Below are 18,761 nucleotides of genomic sequence, written 5' to 3'. Positions count from 1 at the left end.
CAATAACATGGTCGTTTCCTCAAGGATGTGGAGTACTGCCGCCCGGCTACTATTCTTGATCGGCTTCGCGTTGATGGCCTTGAATATTTATGGCCTCACTCAGTCACTTCGAATGCCGGAGCTAGGCGTAAAGGAGCTCGAAAAGCTCCGGTTTGTCCCGAATGAAGTCTGGGATTCCAAGACTAGTCTGAAGGCTATTTCGAACCTGAAAAGCGTTACCAAACCGACCAAGTTAGCAAATAGAGCAACGCTGTTAGTCAACAAAAGTCTTGTTCATGTGGACTGGCCTGAGGTCGATCCAGTCGCATATCGGCAACTCGTGCCACCATGGGAAAACATTTTTCTTTGGGGTGTCGGGGAATTTTCCGGCTTACCCCAATTTGAACGCTATCACTATACGGACTACAGACGAACCATAGAGCGGGGTATTGGTATCTGTGGTGATGCCGCTACAGTGCTATCAAGCGTACTCGGTCGGTTTGGCATACCGAATAATATTATTTCCTTCGACGGCCATGTGATTGTGGAATATCAGGCACGGAATAACGAATGGTTGCTGTTGGATCCGGATTTCGGCGTGGTGCTTGGGCATTCCTTGGCTGTCGTTAGAGAGAAACCGGAAGTTGTCAGGCAAGCGTATTTGTCAGCCGGTTATTCCGCTGGGGAGGTCGAGGATCTTATAAAAATCTATTCCGGCCGCTACAAAAAGTTTGACGATACTTATGGGTTTATGGCGAAGAGGTATATCTTCGAGCGCCTGACTTATGTATTGAAATGGATTCTCCCGATACTTTTGATGTTTCCGATTCTAGTCCTCTGGTTTTATAGGAAAAAAGTGAATGGATTCTTTGGACAATAAGAAAAAGAGTATTCGTGTACTCCACGTGACGTTCAATATGGGATTCGGAGGCACGGAAGCTGTCATAAGGGCGTTGACGACCTCTGATGAGACCGTTGATGTACAGCACTTGGTTGCGTGTATAGATGGAGAAGTCGGAACCATCGGGCGCCAGATCGCAAAGCAAGGGATTCCGATAAAAGTACTAAAAAGATCGCCAGGCTTTGATTGGAGCCTACTGAATTCCCTCCGGAAATTGATAATTTCGGAGCGAATTGACGTGGTACACTGCCATCAATACTCCCCATGGGTTTATGGGACTCTTGCCACGGTCTTAACGAAAGCTAAGCCGATTTTTACCGAGCATGGGCGTTTCCACCCTGATCGATATAGATATAAGGCCATTCTGGCCAATCGAGTACTCGCCTACCTTACAAAGTCAATTATCGCTATCTCCGCCGCAACACGAAGCGCTCTCGCCCGGTACGAGTTTCTGTCCGAGAAACGTATCCAAATCATTTACAACGGTATCCAACCTCTACAGATTGATGCTGAAAACGTCGCCATTAAGAGGAAGGAGTTAGGATTCCCCTCAAATAGCATGATACTCGGCACCGTTGCTCGGTTGGACCCAGTCAAGAATCAAAAGATGATGCTTGAAGCATTCGCCCGAGTACTAGAGTCATATCCACTTGCTCGGCTGGTAATCGTTGGCGACGGGCCGGAACTGAGTAGTCTTAAGGACGCCGTTAACCGCCTAGGTATCGATCGAGAGACCGTCTTCACGGGTTTTTCCGAAACCCCTGCCGAGTACTTGGGATTTATGGACGTATTCTTACTTAGTTCCGATACAGAGGGGACCTCGATGACTCTTCTGGAGGCAATGAGCTTGGGGCTACCGGTGGTAGCGACCGCCGCCGGAGGAACGCCCGAAATTGTCACTGACGGTGTAACCGGATTTGTAACACCAACAGGAGACGCCACTTCATTTGCCATCGCTATAGAGAACATTCTATCGGACCGCGAATGCGCCTCAGAGCTTGGTCGGCAAGGCTATCAGAGGTTTCTGGAACGCTTCTCTGCATCCGCGATGACCACTAAGTACTTGGAGGTGTATCGGAGTGTAATGTCGACCATCTCTGATCGGGGACTTTGATGTCTAGCGTAAGAAAGGCACTGTTGCATTCTTCCATTTCGCAGTATGGCGCAAGACTCATCAGCCTTGCGACGACAATGGTCGTTGCAAGGTTACTGACTCCCGACGAGATCGGCATCTTCGCTATTGCCAGTGCGATAGTTATGATTCTGAACGAATTCAAGCTGTTGGGTGCGGCTGATTATTTGATCCGTGAAAGAGAGCTTACTGAAAAAAAAATTAGGCAGGCCCTTGGACTGACTATCTTAATCTCGTGGGGACTTGGTTGCGCGATAGCTATATCTGCGAAAGCCGTAGCTCTATTTTATGGAATTCAGAAAGTTGAGACCTTGTTTTATATTCTTTCCATAAATTTCTTCCTAAGCCCCTTCATCAGCATTCCAATTGCATTAGTAAATCGACGATTCGATTTCAAACTCGTTTTATTTGTCAATTTTGTCGGTGCTCTTACATCTCTTGCTGCGACAGTTATTCTAATACGCCTGGACTATGGTTCGTATGCTTTGGCTTGGGCTGTGGTATTGAAAACGGTAGCCGAATTTATGGTCGTTTGCTTAGCGGCTGGTAGTGAGCGGTACTGGAGACCCACTCTATCGGGAATCAAACAGATAGCGATATTTGGGGCATACAATTCAGCGTCCAATTTACTCAAACGGGGTGTCAAAATCCTACCTGACCTAATAATCGGAAAGATGGGTACTGCCGCACAGGTTGGTCTTTTTTCAAGAGGATTGGGTTTCGTTGATTTTCTTGCAGTAACGTTATTTATGGGCGTATCGCCGGTGGTGTTGCCATATTTGTCTGAGGTGAGACGAGACCAAGGGGATATTCTTGCTGCCTACACTCGGGCAGTGAGTATGCTGACTGGTATGGTCTGGCCGGTTATGATGGTGGCTTCCATAGCCAGTTTACCGACTATTCGAATCTTTTTTGGCCCCCAATGGGATGCTGCCGCGCCTGTGGCGTCATTTATGGGGATTTGGCTTATTCTCCGTACTACTCACAACCTCTCCAATAATCTGTTGGTCGCTATAGATCGGGAGCGTCTTATGATGATTAAGGAGGGTATATTGCTTCTGGTCGCTTTTATTTTGATTTTTCAAAGCTTTCCATATGGACTAAACGCCGTCGCATTTTCTTTTATAATTTTGGGTTTAATTGAAATCGTGTTGACAAGTTGTCTGCTAAAACGCGCTGTAGGTTTGAGATTCGGCCGTTTTTTTATCGAGCTTATACCGAGCATGATTATTTCAGTGTGTTGCGGTGTTACGACTTGGGTAATTTCTTTGATTGTACCGTTCTCAACCGTAGAAGTGTGGAAGCCAGTTGGAACCATAGCGTTGGTTATGCCTTTAATTTGGATATTTTCGGTTTTTATTTCAAAGCATCCCCTAAGGACTGAGTTGAGATCAATTTTATGGCGGTGTATTCCTCACAAATCTAAGACGGAAAATGGCGGAAAGAAAACTTAAGGAGGGTAGGGAGCAATGAGAAAGGTTTTGTTGATCTCGGAGGTGTTCCCCCCAGTGCATGGAGGGAGTGGTAGGTGGTTCTGGGAAATCTATAGGCGGTTTCCTCCTGGAAGTGTCGAGGTTTGCACTGACCGGCATCCGGAAGCAAGCGAATCTGATGACAAATTTCCCCATAATATTAATCGCACCCAACTAAGCTCGAAAGAGTGGGGAATAACGTCACTTGAAGGTCTCACATTCTATTTGAGAATTTTTAGATATTTGGACAAGTTGTGCCAAAGCCAGTTGATCGAACAGGTTCATTGCGGACGAATCATACCCGAGGGCCTACCCGCTCTGCTTAATAAATTTAGACGAGGAATTCCTTACACTTGTTACGTCCACGGAGAAGACGTTGAGGTCGCACGGACAAGTCGTGAAATTACATTCCTCACGAAGCTTGTTATGCGCCATGCTGAGAAGTTGATCGCGAATAGTGAGAATACTGCAGAAATATTACGTGCCCGATGGGGTATAGATGACCAGCTTTTGGTGATGACACCTGGTGTCGATATTAATGGCTTTTTTCCGATGGGCTCCACGCCCCGAACCCGTTGGAGGAATAAAAGAGTGGTGTTGACAGTGGGAAGGCTACAAAAGCGAAAAGGTCAGGATATGATGATCAGAGCTTTACCCGCTATTAGGGAGAAGATACCTGAAATCTATTACTGTGTTGTTGGGGGCGGCGAAGAAGAAAAGTTTTTACGGGCCTTGGCGGAATCTCTGGATGTTGAGGATATCGTAGAGTTTTCTGGTGAACTAAATGACACTGAAATGCTTGAGTGTTATCAGCAGTGTGATCTTTTTGCGCTGCCTAATCGCCGGATTAACAATGATGATGAAGGTTTCGGAATGGTTCTTTTGGAGGCAGAAAGTTGTGGTTGTCCTGTCCTTGCAGGTGATTCCGGAGGGACGAGGGAAACGATGATTCCAGGTGAAACAGGAGTCATCGTTGATTGTACGGCGCCGGAACCTTTGGCACGAACAATTATTCAACTGTTTAGCGATATTCCTGCTCTCAAAAAAATGGGAGTGGCTGGAAGATCATTAGTAGAGCGTCGATTCAGCTGGGATAGTCTTGCCTCAAAAGCAATAGATAAGCTGGCTTAACTGGACAGAGGTGCGCAAATTTTGAAGGATTCAATTTCTGTTGCGATCCCCTTATTCAACAGGGCCGAATGGATTTCAAAAACGCTGGATCACATTCTTGCTCAAACTGTTTCAGTGGACGAAATTGTCATTTGTGATGATGGTTCTACTGATAGTTTAGACGAATCCTTGAGGCCTTATGGAGATAAAGTCAAGGTGGTTCGTATTCCTAACAGTGGTCCCGCTGCAGCAAGGAAAGTTGCTATTGAGGAATCAGTAGGTAGCTGGATTGCATTGTGTGACAGCGACGATTACTGGGCTCCAGATCATATAGAAAATTTCGCTAAAGCTTTGCAAAAATATCCTTCTACAAACCTTTTTTTTTCCAACTTTGTAACCTCCGAAAGGCCAGAAAGCACGAAATTTGGAATGGCACCAAGTGGATGGATGGAGGAAGTATCTGAGCAGTATATAGACTCAACGGAAACAATAGTTAAGTGTGCGGATAATATTTTAAAAGCATTTCTAAAATATCAAGCTTGCTTTCCGTCATGTATAGTTTTTGACCGCGATCTTTACAGGTCTGTGGGCGGTATCCATAGCAAGGTATCACGTTGGGCGTCGGAAGATTTTCATTTAACGGCTCGGCTTTTTGCGGTCGCTAATTCAGTCATGTCAACTGAAGCTACTGTAACCATCAACAAACATGACAATAATTTTTCACGTGAATATATTAAAAACATCGAGGGTGAAATTCTTGTTTTTTCAGATATATTACATTACGATCTTGTTCCCCTTCGTTTTAGAGGCCCTATAAAGGACAAAGTATCAGACCTAGAGTTGCAGCTATTTCGAAATTATTATTGGAGTGGACAATACGAAAAGGCGAGGGACGTTGGGCTTCGAATAAAAAAAGATAATTTTTGTAGTCGTGATTGGTTACGTTTTGTTTTTTCTTGTTTTAGATTACTATAATTGAATTTAAAGATTGAGGTCGTGACTGATATGGCAATTTTCTACTATCGAGATTTTCGTACCGATTTCGCCTCTTCTAATTTTGGCGATGACATAAACCCTTTTTTGATGGGTAATTTGTTCTCAAGAAAACTTATCGATAGTGAAAAGGTATGCATTGTTGGTGTTGGAACCTTAATTAACGATAAAAATATTAATAAGATTCAGAACTTTTCTAAGAAAATCATTTTTTCCTCCGGAGTGGGATACGGTGAAGTAAAAAATAGACTAGATGCTTCCTGGGATCTGGTTTGTGTTAGGGGGCCTAAGTCAGCTTTCCAGCTTGGGGTTGATCCTAAATACGGGATCGCTGACGGTGCTATCCTTTTATCTGATTATTTTCCTGTAATTGATTCTTCTCAAAGAACCAGTGGAAATATTTTTATTCCACATATTCGAACACATTGGGCCGCTGGTTTACCTTTGAAAGATGCCGTTGAAAGTATTGGGTTTCGGTATGTGACTCCAGATCTTCCCCCAGAAAAATTTATAGAAATAGTTTCAAGTTCCAGACTGGTCGTCACCGAAGCCATGCATGGTGCGATATTAGCAGATACAATGAGGACTCCATGGATTCCGATAAATATTTTTGAGCATTTAGCGTTTAAGTGGGAAGATTGGTATGAGTCCATGGGTATTGAGTATGCTATTCATAACCTTAATCCGAAGATATGGAACCCCCCGAAAAACCTAATATATAGATATTTAAAGATGCCATACCAAGATTTTAAGAAACGTTCAATCGCCCGTTTCTTAGAGAAACTGATTGATACGGCCACCCCCTGTCTTAGTGAAAATGATGTTCTGGTTGAAAGAAAAGCCCAATTATACGAAAAGATTGACTATATAAATATGAAGTATGGTTTATGATTTTTTTCATACAATTTGCGTTTGTTAGTCTTTAAGGATTTTTTGCTGTTTAGTACTTCGGCCAGTTTCTCGATAAAAGATCGGCGATCATTTTAAAGAATAGTGTCGGTATTAAGTATTACTTATAATATTTAAGTCGGGTGAATATAAATGGCTCATCGATTGAATTATATACCCCAGTTGGATGGCTTAAGGGCAATATCGGTATTATTGGTTATTCTATTTCACTCAGAAAGGGATTGGTTGCCAGGTGGCTTCGTTGGTGTTGATGTCTTTTTTTTACTTTCTGGTTTTTTAATTACTCAGATTATATTTAAAAGCTTGAAGGATGGAAGCTACTCTTATCTGTCTTTTATCGGTGGCAGAATTCGTCGCCTTTTTCCTGCTTATTTGTTCATGGTTGCAGGCTGTTTGGTGATAGCACCATTTATCCTCTTGCCCAAAGAGTTTGAGGGACTTGCCGCGTCTGCGCTGTCCTCTTTGACATTTTTATCTAATATTTTTTTCTACAATAACCTGGGTTATTTCGATACCAGTGCAGAACAACAACTTCTTTTGCATACTTGGTCGCTTGCCGTGGAGTGGCAGTTTTATTTTTTATTCCCGGTGTTTCTCTGGGCTTCCTTTAAGCTAACAGGAAGAATAATTCCGTTACTTATCTTACTGTTTGTGCTCAGCCTCGTCTTTTGTGTTGTATTCACTCCTCAGAACCCACAATTTACCTTTTTCATGTTTCCCTCCAGAGCTTGGGAATTAGTTTTGGGCGGGATTTTAGGTATGGTCTACGCCCGTCACCAACTTCGCTTCAGGATGGGTGTGCTCTTTAGCCTGATTGGCTTTCTTCTATTGGGATATTCAGTAGTCTTCTTCAATGAAAATACTGTATTTCCGGGGAGTGCGGCGATTATACCGATCGCCGGGGCTGCGTTGATCGTCGGAAACTCAGTATTCGAACCCCAGGGTTTGGTCGCTAGACTGCTCGGAAATCGATTTCTTGTCCTAATAGGTCGGATGTCGTACTCATTGTATTTGTGGCACTGGCCAATTCTTGTTTACGCCCGATTTTATCTAGGTGACGAGCTTTCGCTTGCACAGTTAGGGTTCTGTTGGTTTCTGACCTTTAGTCTATCTTACCTGTCGTGGCGGTTTGTTGAGTCGGGATTAAAAGGTCACCCGATTCTGACCGGAGAATTTAAACCGTACGTTTTCGCCGTGCTGGCTACCTTTCCCCTTGCGGCGTGCGCAGGACTGGTGATGGTTAACGATGGTTTCGGCCAAAGGGTGCCAGGAAAAGCAATGCAGTTCGTCGAGTTCAACAAATGGCCGGATTTCGGAGACTGTCAAACCGATTATCGGAAAGATCAGTATTACAGTTGTCGCTTGGGAAGTGGAAAGCAGCCGGAAGAGTGGTTGGTCTGGGGGGATTCTCACGCTCAGACGTTGATTTGGGGAATCGGGGCGCTCGCTAATGAGAGATCCCTAGCTGTTCATCAGATTACAAAAGGGGGATGTCCTCCTATTTTTTTTGGGGTTCCCATTAAATCAAATATTGATAAAGAAGCCTGCGTCCAGTCACAACACGCAGTGTGGGATTACATAAATTCACATCCATCGATCCATACTGTTTTCATGTCGGCAAGGTGGCATTTTTACCGCCATTCGGTCCTTGCCAATGCAGACGCTAACGCTGATGGGGAGGACGGGTTCGATCGTGCTTTACGGGAAACGGTCCGGCTGCTTATTGAGAAGGGATTACGGGTGGTTGTTGTCGATAGTCTGCCTGAGCCTGGATTTGACGTCGCGAAGGTTCTCGCTAGGGATGAGATGTTGAGCAAGACTTCTGAGGTCGCTTTTGATGATGCGCTCCCTCCAATGCAAAGTTTACCCTCGATTTCAGACCTTGTTGGGAAAGGGCTGGCTGTCATCAGTTTCAATGAGATCCTTTGCCCGGATGGTATTTGTTCTGTACGTCAGGACGATAGGATGTTGTATTTTGATGAGGACCACTTGGCAAAAAGTGGTGTGGAAAAAATCAGGTCTTGCCTGGAAAGCGTGTTTGTTTCGTCAAAGGAAAGCTGGAGTAGATTAGAGAGCACCGAAAGCCGAAGCTGTCAGGTTCAAACATCACAAACTCAATGAGTACTCTTAAGAACAAATCCTTCTATGGCCTCGCTGGCTATGTGGTGAATCTATGCCAAGATTTAAAGAGTAACGCTTACTCGGCATCACCAGCAAAAGGGAGTCCGCCATGCGAAAGAGTTTATTGGTGTTGTCAGTTACGGGTTTTGCTACGTTTGTCACAGGATGCGCGACCCAGAATATAGGTGAGGGATTGGAAAAATTGCCCCCGACCTCCGCGGGCCAAGTTGAGCCAGAAATCATTGTGGACAATGAAGATCCTTCCTTTTTTTCCAAAGGTCCGTGGGTTGACTCTACCGCCACGCCTGGATTTTACGGCAAGAACTACAGAGTAATAGCGGCCGGTGCCGGTGATAGTTCGGCTGTATGGAATCTCGAAACAATCAAGCCATATGACGTTTTTGTTCGTTGGAGCGCGTATACAAACCGCGCGAGCAATGCCAAATATTCAGTTTACTACATTGATGATTCCGGAAAATCTGCGGTTGATGTCGTTACTGTGGACCAGAGATTAAATGGGGGAGATTGGGTTAAACTTGGAACTTACCTAATGTCTTCGTTGCAGGGTCGTGTAGAACTTTCAGACGCAGCGAATGGGTATGTGGTGGCTGATGCAGTGAGGTTTGTCCCAGTTGATACAAGAAGTCTATCCGCAGATTCTGATCAGGATGGTATGACTGATGCGTTTGAAACCAAATACGGTTTGAACGTAAACGATCCGTCCGATGCATTGGGTGACCTTGACGGTGATGGTATTACAAACCTTGAAGAGCAAGACCTGCAAACCGATCCGACGTCCAGGGATACCGATGGTGACGGAATGGACGACGGATACGAAGTTACATACGGCCTGAACCCGAATGTTGATGATGCCTCATTGGATTTAGATGGGGACGGCTATACAAACATCGATGAATATTACGCTGCGTCGGATCCTAATGACGTAAACAGTCTGCCGGGGGCTGGGCCGTTGATTAGTTGGAGTGCGCCAACGCGTCGTGCGGATGGTAGTGTGCTTGATCCCTCAGAAATAGACCATTACGAGATTCGGTATTTTCCAGCGTACTCGTCCGAGGCTTTAACGATTGACGATAGTTCCGGATACTTTGAGATGGTTGGTGCGAATGTGGGCGTTTCGTCCCATACGCCAGGATATTTGGGAGATGGGTACCATCCAATTCCTCCAGGTGATGGAACTGTCTTCGCGCGTTGGAGCTTTTTTGAACTTACTCCCAGTACTCCTTACGGGGTTGAGGTAAGGTGGACTTCAGATTTCAATCGATCAAAAAGGGTAACTTACCGAGTTCAGTTTACGGGAAATGCGGGGGATACTTCGGTTGCGAGCTCTCCCATTGATCAGACGATCTCCGGTGGGCAGTGGGTCGAAGTTGCTCAGTTTACCCCCACGGATCCATCTGCTCAGGTGGAACTTCCCAGTCAGCCAGACGGATATGTCATCGCGGATGCGGTGAGGTTGATCCCAAACTCCGAACCTATAATCAATACCGTGACTGTTCCGGGGTCGAAGCAAACGGTTAGGCTTGAAGAGGATTTGTCTGGCGGTCAGTGGACTTTCCAGGTCAGGGCGGTTGATCAGAATGGCGCGGCAAGCGCATTCAGTGAACCTTTGACAGTGAATTTTCCATGATTCGTGCCAAAGAAATTTGTATTGGCGTCAAAGATCTTAGATGTAGCGGTTTTTGACGTAGATTTTTTATTACTTGAGGGCTAATTATGGGCCGTTTTCGTTTTTCACTAATGATGAGCGTCGTCGTTTTGAGTCTTGGGGTGGCCTCGCGAGCGTCTGCAGGTGTAATCTTTGAAGAAACCTTCGATGCTCAACCAGATTTTACTAGTACGATGCACACGACTGATAAATCTCAGAAAGCCAGAGAAGGATATATACTTCCGAAAGACTGGGACTCTCTTTATCAAGGGACTGAATGGTCACCAGAAACAGGGTTCCCAGATAATCACGCCTCGCTTGAAATTCTCGACAAAAATTCAGACAAAGCTTATGGCGGCAAAGGGAAATCCGCTGTGATGTGGAGGGAGTCATATTCGCTAAGTTGGAAAAACTGGGCGTCCGATAGTCAGTTAATAAAGTTTCTAGGGCAGCAATATAAGCAAATTTATGTAGAATTCTATATCCGGTTTTCTCCAAATTTTTATGGCAGAGATCATGCTACAAATTTCACATCTAAGTTTTTTCGAATTGGATCGTGGGATGGCCAAGGGGATGAGTTCAGCGGATTTCAAGGTTCTCTGGGGCCTTTATATTTGTGGGATTACAAGCGGGATGAATACGGCGTAAGAAGTGTTCACTCTTTCAGGGGCGGGCCGTGGGGTGAAAACTATACTTTCAACGGCGCCTACCCTCAGGACAAGTCCCTTAATTATGGAAGCCATACCAAGGGGCAAGCAGTGGGCGGTGGAGATCCCAAGCTGGTTGACCAGGTTAACGGAGGGTTTCTTGCTGATGTTAAATCTGTGATTGGTCATAATCAGGTTTTTGGTGAAGGTGCTCACTGGACGAAAGTAGCATTTTTTGTGCAGATGAACTCTGCGCCGGGAGTTGCTGATGGAGTGCTTCGTCAATGGGTTAATGATCAGCGGATTCTGAATCTTGAAAATATTCCATGGGTTCAGGAAAGCACCACTAATCAAATGGTGGGCTGGAACTTCATTGCAATAGGCGGTAATGACTATTTTCAGCCTTATCCAAACGAAGATCGTTTTGAGGACTGGTATGCAATTGATAACCTAGTGGTACGGGACACTATTCCTGAAATGAGTAGTAGCGCTGTACCCTCATCCAATGCGCCAAATCCACCCTCGGATATTTCAATATCGGTGGAGTGACAAAGACTTAATCGTCAGTTTGGTTTTCGTTGTATGGCGCTGAACTAGCGGTCTAATGTTTTTCATTTCTTGAAATATATTAGGCCTACTACTCGCCCTATTACATATAATAAATCCAAAAAATATGAAATAGCGACTTCAGATGGTGTTTTGGGAGATCGATTCGCTCTAATGTATCTTTTTATTGTCAGTATAGTTGGCAGAAGGAAGGCTAAAAAAACAATTAGAGTTCCACAAATGGCGTTTAAAAGAGTAAATATAAGTATTCCGGAAATTGCTAAGGTTACAAATGTAATTATCAATAAAAAGATTGGATCCTTGATATTGCTTTTAAAGGATTTGTGATAACTCTTCGCGTGCCATGCCTGTCTTTTGATAAAAGACTTTATGTTTTTTGCATTTCCAAGATGTTTTACGTTTAGGTCGCGAGTGATCATTACACTATATTTTAACTTCTTCGCTCGTTTTGAAAAGTCAGTGTCCTCACCAGAGGAAAATTTTTCATCAAAACCAGTTATTTCTGAGAAAATTGCGGAGGGCACTACGATAGAACAACCAATAAGCTCTTTAGGTAGCTGATTTCCCTTGGGGCCTTCAAGTAACCAAAAACGCTCAATCCAGGCTGCGTCCTCCGGTAAGGCTGCACCTCCTCCGAGAACCGAATCAGGGTTTTCCAAAAGTAGTTTTTCAGCCCGCGTTAACCAATCATAATCCAGGGTGCAATCTGCATCTATAAACACCAGTACTTCGCCTCTAGCGTGGTATGCACCAACATTTCTGACTGCACCGACGAAAACCCCAGGTGCGAGTATGATTTTATCAGCTAATTTTTGGGCTTTCTCGACAGATTGGTCAGTAGAGCCATTATCAACAACTATTATTTCAAAACGACATCTTTGAAGATTCTGAGAATTAATCGATTCGAGGCAATCCTCTATAAATGCTTCTTCGTTAAGGCACGGAATTATAATCGAAAACGTAGGATTCATATGGAATGATCTGAGTAGGTAGGTTTCAAAGCTGCGATTTTTCTCTGCTGAGGTTTGATTTATTTGGGCTTAGTCTGTTTCGCAATACTCTCGCTGGATTGCCAACTAGAATATCTCCCGCAGAGAATTGACGCGTAACTACGGTTCCGGCGGCTACCAGAGATTTTTCCGGCAAATTAGCCATTAAAATAGAATTGTTACCCAGCCAGCAGTCAGGACCGATGGATATTTTTTCAAAATGACCCCCTTGTTCCTGTATAGGTCTTTCTGGATCGTCAAAATTGTGCTGCTGGTTTCCGCTCAAAATGTGAACGCCGCTTCCGATCAGAGACTTGGCTCCAACGAAGCATTTACCAATGTTGCATTGTGGTCCAATGTAAACGCCCGATTCGATGGTAGTGTCACGGTGAGAGAGAACAGTGAGGAATCCAATGGAAATATTGTCCGAAGTGGCCGGGCAGGCGAGACGGTAGAAGGCGGCACGCATATAGACGCCCAATTTCCCCGGAATGAGGCTTAGGGCCTGGGAAAAGGATTGGAAGGTCGAGTCCGGATCCCCTGCCAAGGAGACGCCTCGGTATAGGATGAAGATTGGCAACATGAGAAGAAGGAATACTGTTTTGATTCCCTTCTTGAGTCGTTGTCGGATCGCCATTAGCGTTCTAGCCTCGTATTCAACCAGGCTCGCTCTCGACTGGGGCGAAAAGCCAGTATGCCTTTGATCAGGCGGGAGGCAATTCTAATCGCCAGTGCGGGGAAGGAAAGCTCTGGTGTTCGGTTCATCCGGGATTCTAGGCCTCCGGTTTCCAAAGCTTGTGCGGTCAGTTGGATATTATGGACTTGGTGCGGTCCGTAATTTTGAAGCAGGATGATCAGAATACGGCTGAAATGCTTTTCGCGACCGTTCGAAAGGGTGCCGACCACATAATGGAACCACTCATGGGCCCTCAAGCGATAGTCTCTTTCGTAAGCTGGGTCGAGCACACAAGCTTGATACATTAACATCGCTTTGCGAATGTCCTGGGCGACCCAGGTATGGTTCGCGAACTCCAGCTGTTCAGGGTTGGTCAAAAAGGGCTGCTCATTATCGAGCATCCAACGGGTATAGTGTCTGAAGGATGCAAGGGCGTATTTATAGGTCTCATCGTAGGCTCCTGATTCGCCCTTGATAAGGATATACCGTCCGAGGCTGGTCAGCAGAATCAGGTAGTGCCAACCGGTCTCTACGTCCAGTAGGTTGCGTTGGCCGATGCAATCGGCTGGGTGGAAAGTCGCTGCAAGGACTTTCTCTGCCTGCAACAGCCAGTCCTTCGAAGGTTCGAGAATGTGTGCATCTAACAAAGCATTGAGGTAGTTCCCGGTGCCCCGCGTGAAAGGATAACGATGCGGACTCGGGCGTTGATGTCTGAGCAACGATGTCAGTTTTGGCAGTTCCTGTTTTTTGATCGCGAGAACTTGTTCGAGTAATCCGCCGGTCCCTTCATGCATGTTGACCATCCATTGTGCGAGCTCCAGTACTGCTGTCCCTGAGTCGCGGTTTCCTGTCATCAGGAAGTGGTACAACAGACCCGTCGTGTAACAATGCTCGGCAGCAGGCCCGCCGCCGGTTTGGCCGGGAGTTGAGCTGGTATCGTTATGCTTTGAGAAGGTTCGATGAGTTGCGCTGTGAGTCGGTAAGTAGTGATCGGTGTGCCAGAAAAGACCCTGATTGTATTCAGCGCGATCGTCATTTGTGTGATAGATATCGATATCTGTCACATGCAGGGCAAGGTCGTCCATAAGTTCGAACCAACGAGGATCTCCACTTTTTGCGTACTGCCTCGCGAAACCATAGATCGGGTCGTATTGATTGTTGTAATGAGATATGAGCGGAGGCTCAGACTCCGGCTGATAAAGGGTCTCGTGATCCGCAAAAATATCCCCGAAGTTGCGCCAACCGTATTCATCGATGATTTCTCGTTTTGCGAAAAAATTGCTGTTCCCGTCGAGCCCTTCCTTAATCAGGTCGTCCAGTCCATCCCGGGGTGAGCGGGCTTTAAACCAATGAAACGCAGATGATTGCTCGTAATGTGCTGCCGATAAAACGGGACGAATGGGTGAGAATGTCCCGGTGAATGTTTCGACGTCGTCGTCATAACGAAGCTTCAATGTCTGCGTTTTACGCTCGCCACCCTGGAGTTCGTGCCGATGAAAACCTTCTTCAGGGAATAGGCTCAGCTTAATTCGTGTGTTCTGAACAGCTAAGGCGCTAGGGAAGTTCTGCCAGAAGTCTGGCATCGCAGCTTGGACGCTGCGATTTTCGCTGTTTAGCATCGCAAGGGGGCAGGCTCGCTTGCCGTGGGCTTCGGTGCGATCGTTGAGGGTGACCCGATAGCCGCAAAACTGAGTGGAGACTGCTCCGGATGCGTCAACGTGGTTAAGGCTGTCCCAGTTTTTGCCACCGCTGGAATCCTGATAGAGCAAGGCGCACTCCTCAGACCCTGGCTTTATTGGCTCGCGGCCCGGCTCCACTATTAGCTGACTTTTTTCGGCTTCCGTGTCCAGGATTTCCAGCCAGAGAGAGCCGAACGTTATAGATCCTTCATCGCCGAGGTCCCAAAGGCCACCTGGGTGGCGTGCCCGCCTCGGATTATGAATGCCGACCTTTAAGTCGGCCAAAGGACTGTCATGATAAAAAGTCAGATCACAGTAAAATCTGGCGAGCTTTAAGCCCTGGCACATCCAGAACCCCTCTGTCGACAGAGTTGCTTTGAGGGGGCCCTGTTCGGTAATCCTCCAGCCTGTTTCAGTCTCTGGCGTACATTCGAGAGACTGACTGTTTGTCAGGCGAATGAGATGTTGTATTGGAGAACCATCGTTGCTCTCGCAGGATGGACTATAGTGCCAGGCCAACTCCTTTTTTGAAATTTGAAAGCAGCCTGTTGCCGTCTCAATGAGCCAACCATCACCAGAATCTTCTAACTTAAGCCCTTTAGCTTTCTGAATAGTTCCGCTTTCCTGCTGACGTAGACGCAGTTTCAGAGATTCATTCGCGGCAATATCGGTAATGAACGTCAGTTTCAGCCAGCGGATGCTGCCATCGGGCCAATAGGCGATTGGGGCGTGTTGAAAAGGAATTTCCCTGCAATGTGATGCGAGAGAGAGATTGTCTAAAGTTGAGTCTGTTAGCACGCCTTTGCCAAGAGGGACGCCCAATTCGAAAGGCTCTTGGCGACGACTGATACCCTTAGGCTCAACGATTGATAGTTCGATAGGATCCATGTAGGTCTCTACTGCACGACAGTCCGTTATCGTAAGCTTAGAACGACTCTTTTTTAACATAAAGTAACGGCGTTCCAATTTAAAGCAATTTTACGATTGCGCCTAAGGAGGGACCTCCAGATTCTGGGTTATCTCAGGCGTTTTGAGAGTATGTTGCGAACCAGGCCTTCAATCTGAGTCCACTCTTCAGTATTCCGCAGTAAAATGAGTCCCAGGCCAACGGAAGTTGCTATGGCAAACAACACAAAAAGGGACCCTGACAAAAGAAATCGGGCCACGGCTGGCAGGTCATCAATAGGAACGGCCTGAATCAGATACAGGGAAACAGCGGTTCCAAGCAACGATGGTATGCATAGGTAAAAAAGCCGTGGGAGGTTTAAAGGGCTCCAATAGTTGATTAGCAGCAGGAGAGCCGCAGTTGTACCCACGGCTAACCAACCTCTGGTCCATGCCATTGAGCCCAGCCCGGTGGTGCCAAAATGGTAGAGTAAAGCCGCAATGATAATCGTCGAGACGACATCAAACACGAAAAGCGCTTTGACCCGACCAAGCGCGATGACGGTATCACTGAGTAGCGCAAAAAGCGTGAACGTGAAGAAAAACAGCCCGAACGGTTGGAGAAGGTCAGCGTAGTCACGCCATTGCGGTCCCAGTAGTACCTCGACGATCAGATTCGGGTAGGACATGATATACACTGTAAAAGGAATCAGTAGAGAGATCAGAAGTGCCGATGCGAGCCTTACCCTATAAGCCAATACTTCTCGGCTTGATCGGACCTGCGATACTGCGGCTAAAAGTGGCTCACACATTGGTATAAAAGCCGATAGCGCCGGTAGTAGGCTGACTTCTCTAACGAGGTTGTATCCGCCAAGTTGTGCCGTTCCGAACACTTTCGAAACCATGAGCGTGTCAACCTGCGAGCGTGTAAAACCAACAATGCCCCGTAAAAGAAGCCATTGGCTGAATTGCCACTGGGTACGCAAATGTCTTAGCGACCAATTGGGGCGGAAGGAATGAATGCGATAGGAGCCCACCGCAAACACAATCGCTCCAGCTAGATTTCCAATTACGATTGCCCAGTAGTCCCCTCGTATAAAAGCAAACGAAATCACGACAATAAAGGACACGCATTTCTGAACAATGGACAGGCGAAATACAGAACGATAATTGATGTCACGGGCCAACATCATGATGCCGGGCGTTTTTAGAGCTCGGATGGGTAATGCAAGCGCTGCCACCGGTAGCGCGAGCAACAGCTCGGGGGTTTCAAAGAAGCCCGAAAGGGCGGGGGCGGAAACGATGATCATCACTGCGATGAACCCTTTACTTAGAATATCCAGGGTCCAGGCTGTATTCAGGTCTTCGGGGCCAACGGCTTCTTTCTGAATAATATATTGCTGATTGCCTGTCTCAACGAGCAGTTCGGAGAACTGAAGCCCAATAGTGATCAGCGCGATCACCCCAAAATCCGCAGGTGCCAAAAGACGAGCGAGAATCAGTGTGCTGATTAAACCAAGGCCTCGTTGGATGACCTGGATGCCTAGCAGTAACGATGCGCTTTTTACAACATTTAAGCTCGTTGACATGCAGTTTCCACAATTGGCCTTGAAATCAGGCTATCCATATTTTTATTTCTAATTCGAAATATACAGAAATTGAATGTTATTTATAGTAATTTTGAATCACCATCTGATACTTCCCGTTAGGAAGAGGTGGAATGTCATCTTTATAGAAAAATACAATATCAATGGAGTCGCCAAGCATTTTTCTGAGCTCCCAAAGAACAAATTCTTCGTTTTCTTTGTTGAATTTGGAGTTGACTGATAAATATACTTCTATCTTGTTTGGTTGGTTCTGTACAATCTGGGACTTTTTAATATTTTCTACATACTCAAATGCTATGGCTAACGCTGCAGTTGGAACTTTTTTCTCGCCTGAGACTACAACAGCACCCGATTTCCCAAAAAGTTTTTCAATAACATAAGATTCTTTTCCACACTTGCAAGTTTTCTTCTGTATCTTTCCGATATCGCCTATTCGATATCGTATTAGTGGCATAGCATCATTAATTAAAGTTGTGGCAAGGAACTCGCCTTCACCTTCTCTAGTTATCGAGCCATCACTTCCAAGAATCTCTATTAGTCCATATTCTGGCGCAATATGCTTTTCTCCATATTTACAATCGCTTGCAAAAACCACGGATTCCGCCGAACCGTATTGGTCAAAAACCCTTGTTTTAAATGCCTCCTCTAGCAGTTGCCTTTGAGCATTTGTAAAATTTTCAGAGCTAGTACTTAAACCATTCGGAGTAAATGAAAGTTCAATATTTTTACTTTTTATGTATTCTGCAATTCTGATAATTGAGTTTGGGTAACCTTCAATAATCGTAGGCTTGAATGAATTGAGCTTTTTGACGTAATAATCTATGTTTTTGGGTGTTAGGTGATAGGAGGAAAATATGAGCTGCTTATCTAAAAGATTATATCGCCAGAAAGGAGGTGTGTCATCTTGAGGATCTTGAACTAAACGACCAACGAATGAGGCTTTTTTATCACCAATTTTGAAGTTCATTTCATCATAAAAATTCGCCCAGAAGGCATATGTGCGCTGCCTAATGCATCTCGAAATATAAACTTTCAGCGGTGATCCGGTGCTGCCGCCGGTAAATAATGTAAGCAATTCTTTTTTATTGTATTTTTCTGACAAAAATAAATTGGTTTGATCGGCAACAGTCGATCGATCCAATATAGGAAATTCGTTGATGCTCTTCTCATTGATGCCTAATGACCTATAGTAAGGTACGTAGAGAAGGGCTTCGTTTATTATCCGTTGTAAAGCTGCTTCTGTATGGCTTTCTTGTTCTTTGAAGCAATTTTTTTTGTTTGCTCTTAGTTGTTCCAGTTGTTTTCCAAAGCAACCATGATATCGTCGTGAATGTTCTAAAAAACCCATCATGGTTACTAGTATGTTTTGTGCCCACTTAGGGCTTTGCTTATACAAAGTTTCCGGCAAATGGGATTTCATGTTCCGTT

Annotated in this window: 14 protein-coding genes; 9 read left to right on the top strand and 5 right to left on the bottom strand. The window is 45.5% G+C overall.

Annotated features, from left to right (window positions below):
* The first annotated feature begins 55 nt into the window (after positions 1-55).
* The 9 genes from MSNKSG1_RS06865 to MSNKSG1_RS06825 all read left to right on the top strand — a co-directional run bounded on the left by MSNKSG1_RS06865 (position 56) and on the right by MSNKSG1_RS06825 (position 11,479).
* Positions 56-859 (top strand): transglutaminase-like domain-containing protein, encoded by an 804-nt coding sequence (locus MSNKSG1_RS06865; RefSeq protein ID WP_152638740.1) that lies wholly within the window; start codon positions 56-58, stop codon positions 857-859.
* Positions 840-1,994, top strand: a complete 1,155-nt coding sequence (locus tag MSNKSG1_RS06860; RefSeq protein ID WP_008938527.1) for a glycosyltransferase — start codon at positions 840-842, stop codon at positions 1,992-1,994. Before MSNKSG1_RS06865 ends, MSNKSG1_RS06860 begins: the two co-directional genes overlap by 20 nt.
* Positions 1,994-3,466 (top strand): lipopolysaccharide biosynthesis protein, encoded by a 1,473-nt coding sequence (locus MSNKSG1_RS06855; RefSeq protein ID WP_008938526.1) that lies wholly within the window; start codon positions 1,994-1,996, stop codon positions 3,464-3,466. The genes MSNKSG1_RS06860 and MSNKSG1_RS06855 overlap by 1 nt, the downstream gene beginning before the upstream one ends.
* A 15-nt stretch (positions 3,467-3,481) precedes the next feature.
* Positions 3,482-4,615 carry a glycosyltransferase family 4 protein gene (locus tag MSNKSG1_RS06850; protein ID WP_008938525.1) on the top strand — a complete coding sequence of 378 codons (1,134 nt, stop codon included), beginning with the start codon at positions 3,482-3,484 and terminating at the stop codon, positions 4,613-4,615.
* 21 nt (positions 4,616-4,636) lie between these two features.
* The gene (locus MSNKSG1_RS18900; protein WP_008938524.1) at positions 4,637-5,569 is read left to right on the top strand and encodes a glycosyltransferase family 2 protein; all 933 of its coding nucleotides are present in this window, start codon (positions 4,637-4,639) and stop codon (positions 5,567-5,569) included.
* Positions 5,570-5,599: 30 nt separating this feature from the next.
* The gene (locus tag MSNKSG1_RS06845) at positions 5,600-6,478 is read left to right on the top strand and encodes a polysaccharide pyruvyl transferase family protein (protein ID WP_008938523.1); all 879 of its coding nucleotides are present in this window, start codon (positions 5,600-5,602) and stop codon (positions 6,476-6,478) included.
* 150 nt (positions 6,479-6,628) lie between these two features.
* Positions 6,629-8,617 (top strand): acyltransferase family protein, encoded by a 1,989-nt coding sequence (locus MSNKSG1_RS18700; RefSeq protein ID WP_008938522.1) that lies wholly within the window; start codon positions 6,629-6,631, stop codon positions 8,615-8,617.
* 109 nt (positions 8,618-8,726) lie between these two features.
* Positions 8,727-10,265 (top strand): golvesin C-terminal-like domain-containing protein, encoded by a 1,539-nt coding sequence (locus MSNKSG1_RS18695; protein WP_008938521.1) that lies wholly within the window; start codon positions 8,727-8,729, stop codon positions 10,263-10,265.
* A gap of 86 nt (positions 10,266-10,351) precedes the next feature.
* The gene (locus MSNKSG1_RS06825) at positions 10,352-11,479 is read left to right on the top strand and encodes a hypothetical protein (RefSeq protein WP_152638739.1); all 1,128 of its coding nucleotides are present in this window, start codon (positions 10,352-10,354) and stop codon (positions 11,477-11,479) included.
* A gap of 62 nt (positions 11,480-11,541) precedes the next feature.
* Here the strand turns inward: MSNKSG1_RS06825 and MSNKSG1_RS06820 are convergent, their stop codons facing one another.
* The 5 genes from MSNKSG1_RS06820 to MSNKSG1_RS06800 all read right to left on the bottom strand — a co-directional run bounded on the left by MSNKSG1_RS06820 (position 11,542) and on the right by MSNKSG1_RS06800 (position 18,753).
* The gene (locus MSNKSG1_RS06820) at positions 11,542-12,468 is read right to left on the bottom strand and encodes a glycosyltransferase (protein WP_008938518.1); all 927 of its coding nucleotides are present in this window, start codon (positions 12,466-12,468) and stop codon (positions 11,542-11,544) included.
* Between the two features lie 25 nt (positions 12,469-12,493).
* On the bottom strand, positions 12,494-13,123 hold the full coding sequence (locus tag MSNKSG1_RS06815; RefSeq protein WP_008938517.1) for an acyltransferase: 630 nt from the start codon (positions 13,121-13,123) through the stop codon (positions 12,494-12,496).
* On the bottom strand, positions 13,123-15,729 hold the full coding sequence (locus tag MSNKSG1_RS06810) for an RIFT barrel domain-containing protein (protein WP_008938516.1): 2,607 nt from the start codon (positions 15,727-15,729) through the stop codon (positions 13,123-13,125). Before MSNKSG1_RS06810 ends, MSNKSG1_RS06815 begins: the two co-directional genes overlap by 1 nt.
* A gap of 128 nt (positions 15,730-15,857) precedes the next feature.
* Positions 15,858-17,315, bottom strand: a complete 1,458-nt coding sequence (locus tag MSNKSG1_RS06805) for an oligosaccharide flippase family protein (RefSeq protein WP_008938515.1) — start codon at positions 17,313-17,315, stop codon at positions 15,858-15,860.
* A 76-nt stretch (positions 17,316-17,391) separates the two neighbouring features.
* A complete protein-coding gene (locus MSNKSG1_RS06800) occupies positions 17,392-18,753 on the bottom strand; it encodes a phenylacetate--CoA ligase family protein (protein WP_008938514.1) in 1,362 nt (453 codons plus the stop codon).
* Positions 18,754-18,761 lie beyond the last annotated feature (8 nt).

The sequence above is a fragment of the Marinobacter santoriniensis NKSG1 genome (assembly GCF_000347775.1).
Classification (GTDB): domain Bacteria; phylum Pseudomonadota; class Gammaproteobacteria; order Pseudomonadales; family Oleiphilaceae; genus Marinobacter; species Marinobacter santoriniensis.
Note: the sequence above shows the minus strand (reverse complement) of the source record. Positions and strands in the feature narration are given on the sequence as shown.

Excerpts from the sequence above, each read along its gene's own strand:
- MSNKSG1_RS06815 (WP_008938517.1), bottom strand. The coding sequence starts at position 13,123 with ATGGCGATCCGACAACGACTCAAGAAGGGAATCAAAACAGTATTCCTT.
- MSNKSG1_RS06820 (WP_008938518.1), bottom strand. The coding sequence starts at position 12,468 with ATGAATCCTACGTTTTCGATTATAATTCCGTGCCTTAACGAAGAAGCA.
- MSNKSG1_RS18695 (WP_008938521.1), top strand. The coding sequence starts at position 8,727 with ATGCGAAAGAGTTTATTGGTGTTGTCAGTTACGGGTTTTGCTACGTTT.
- MSNKSG1_RS18700 (WP_008938522.1), top strand. The coding sequence starts at position 6,629 with ATGGCTCATCGATTGAATTATATACCCCAGTTGGATGGCTTAAGGGCA.
- MSNKSG1_RS06860 (WP_008938527.1), top strand. The coding sequence starts at position 840 with ATGGATTCTTTGGACAATAAGAAAAAGAGTATTCGTGTACTCCACGTG.
- MSNKSG1_RS06800 (WP_008938514.1), bottom strand. The coding sequence starts at position 18,753 with ATGAAATCCCATTTGCCGGAAACTTTGTATAAGCAAAGCCCTAAGTGG.
- MSNKSG1_RS06845 (WP_008938523.1), top strand. The coding sequence starts at position 5,600 with ATGGCAATTTTCTACTATCGAGATTTTCGTACCGATTTCGCCTCTTCT.
- MSNKSG1_RS06850 (WP_008938525.1), top strand. The coding sequence starts at position 3,482 with ATGAGAAAGGTTTTGTTGATCTCGGAGGTGTTCCCCCCAGTGCATGGA.
- MSNKSG1_RS06810 (WP_008938516.1), bottom strand. The coding sequence starts at position 15,729 with ATGGATCCTATCGAACTATCAATCGTTGAGCCTAAGGGTATCAGTCGT.
- MSNKSG1_RS06825 (WP_152638739.1), top strand. The coding sequence starts at position 10,352 with ATGGGCCGTTTTCGTTTTTCACTAATGATGAGCGTCGTCGTTTTGAGT.
- MSNKSG1_RS06805 (WP_008938515.1), bottom strand. The coding sequence starts at position 17,315 with ATGTCAACGAGCTTAAATGTTGTAAAAAGCGCATCGTTACTGCTAGGC.
- MSNKSG1_RS06855 (WP_008938526.1), top strand. The coding sequence starts at position 1,994 with ATGTCTAGCGTAAGAAAGGCACTGTTGCATTCTTCCATTTCGCAGTAT.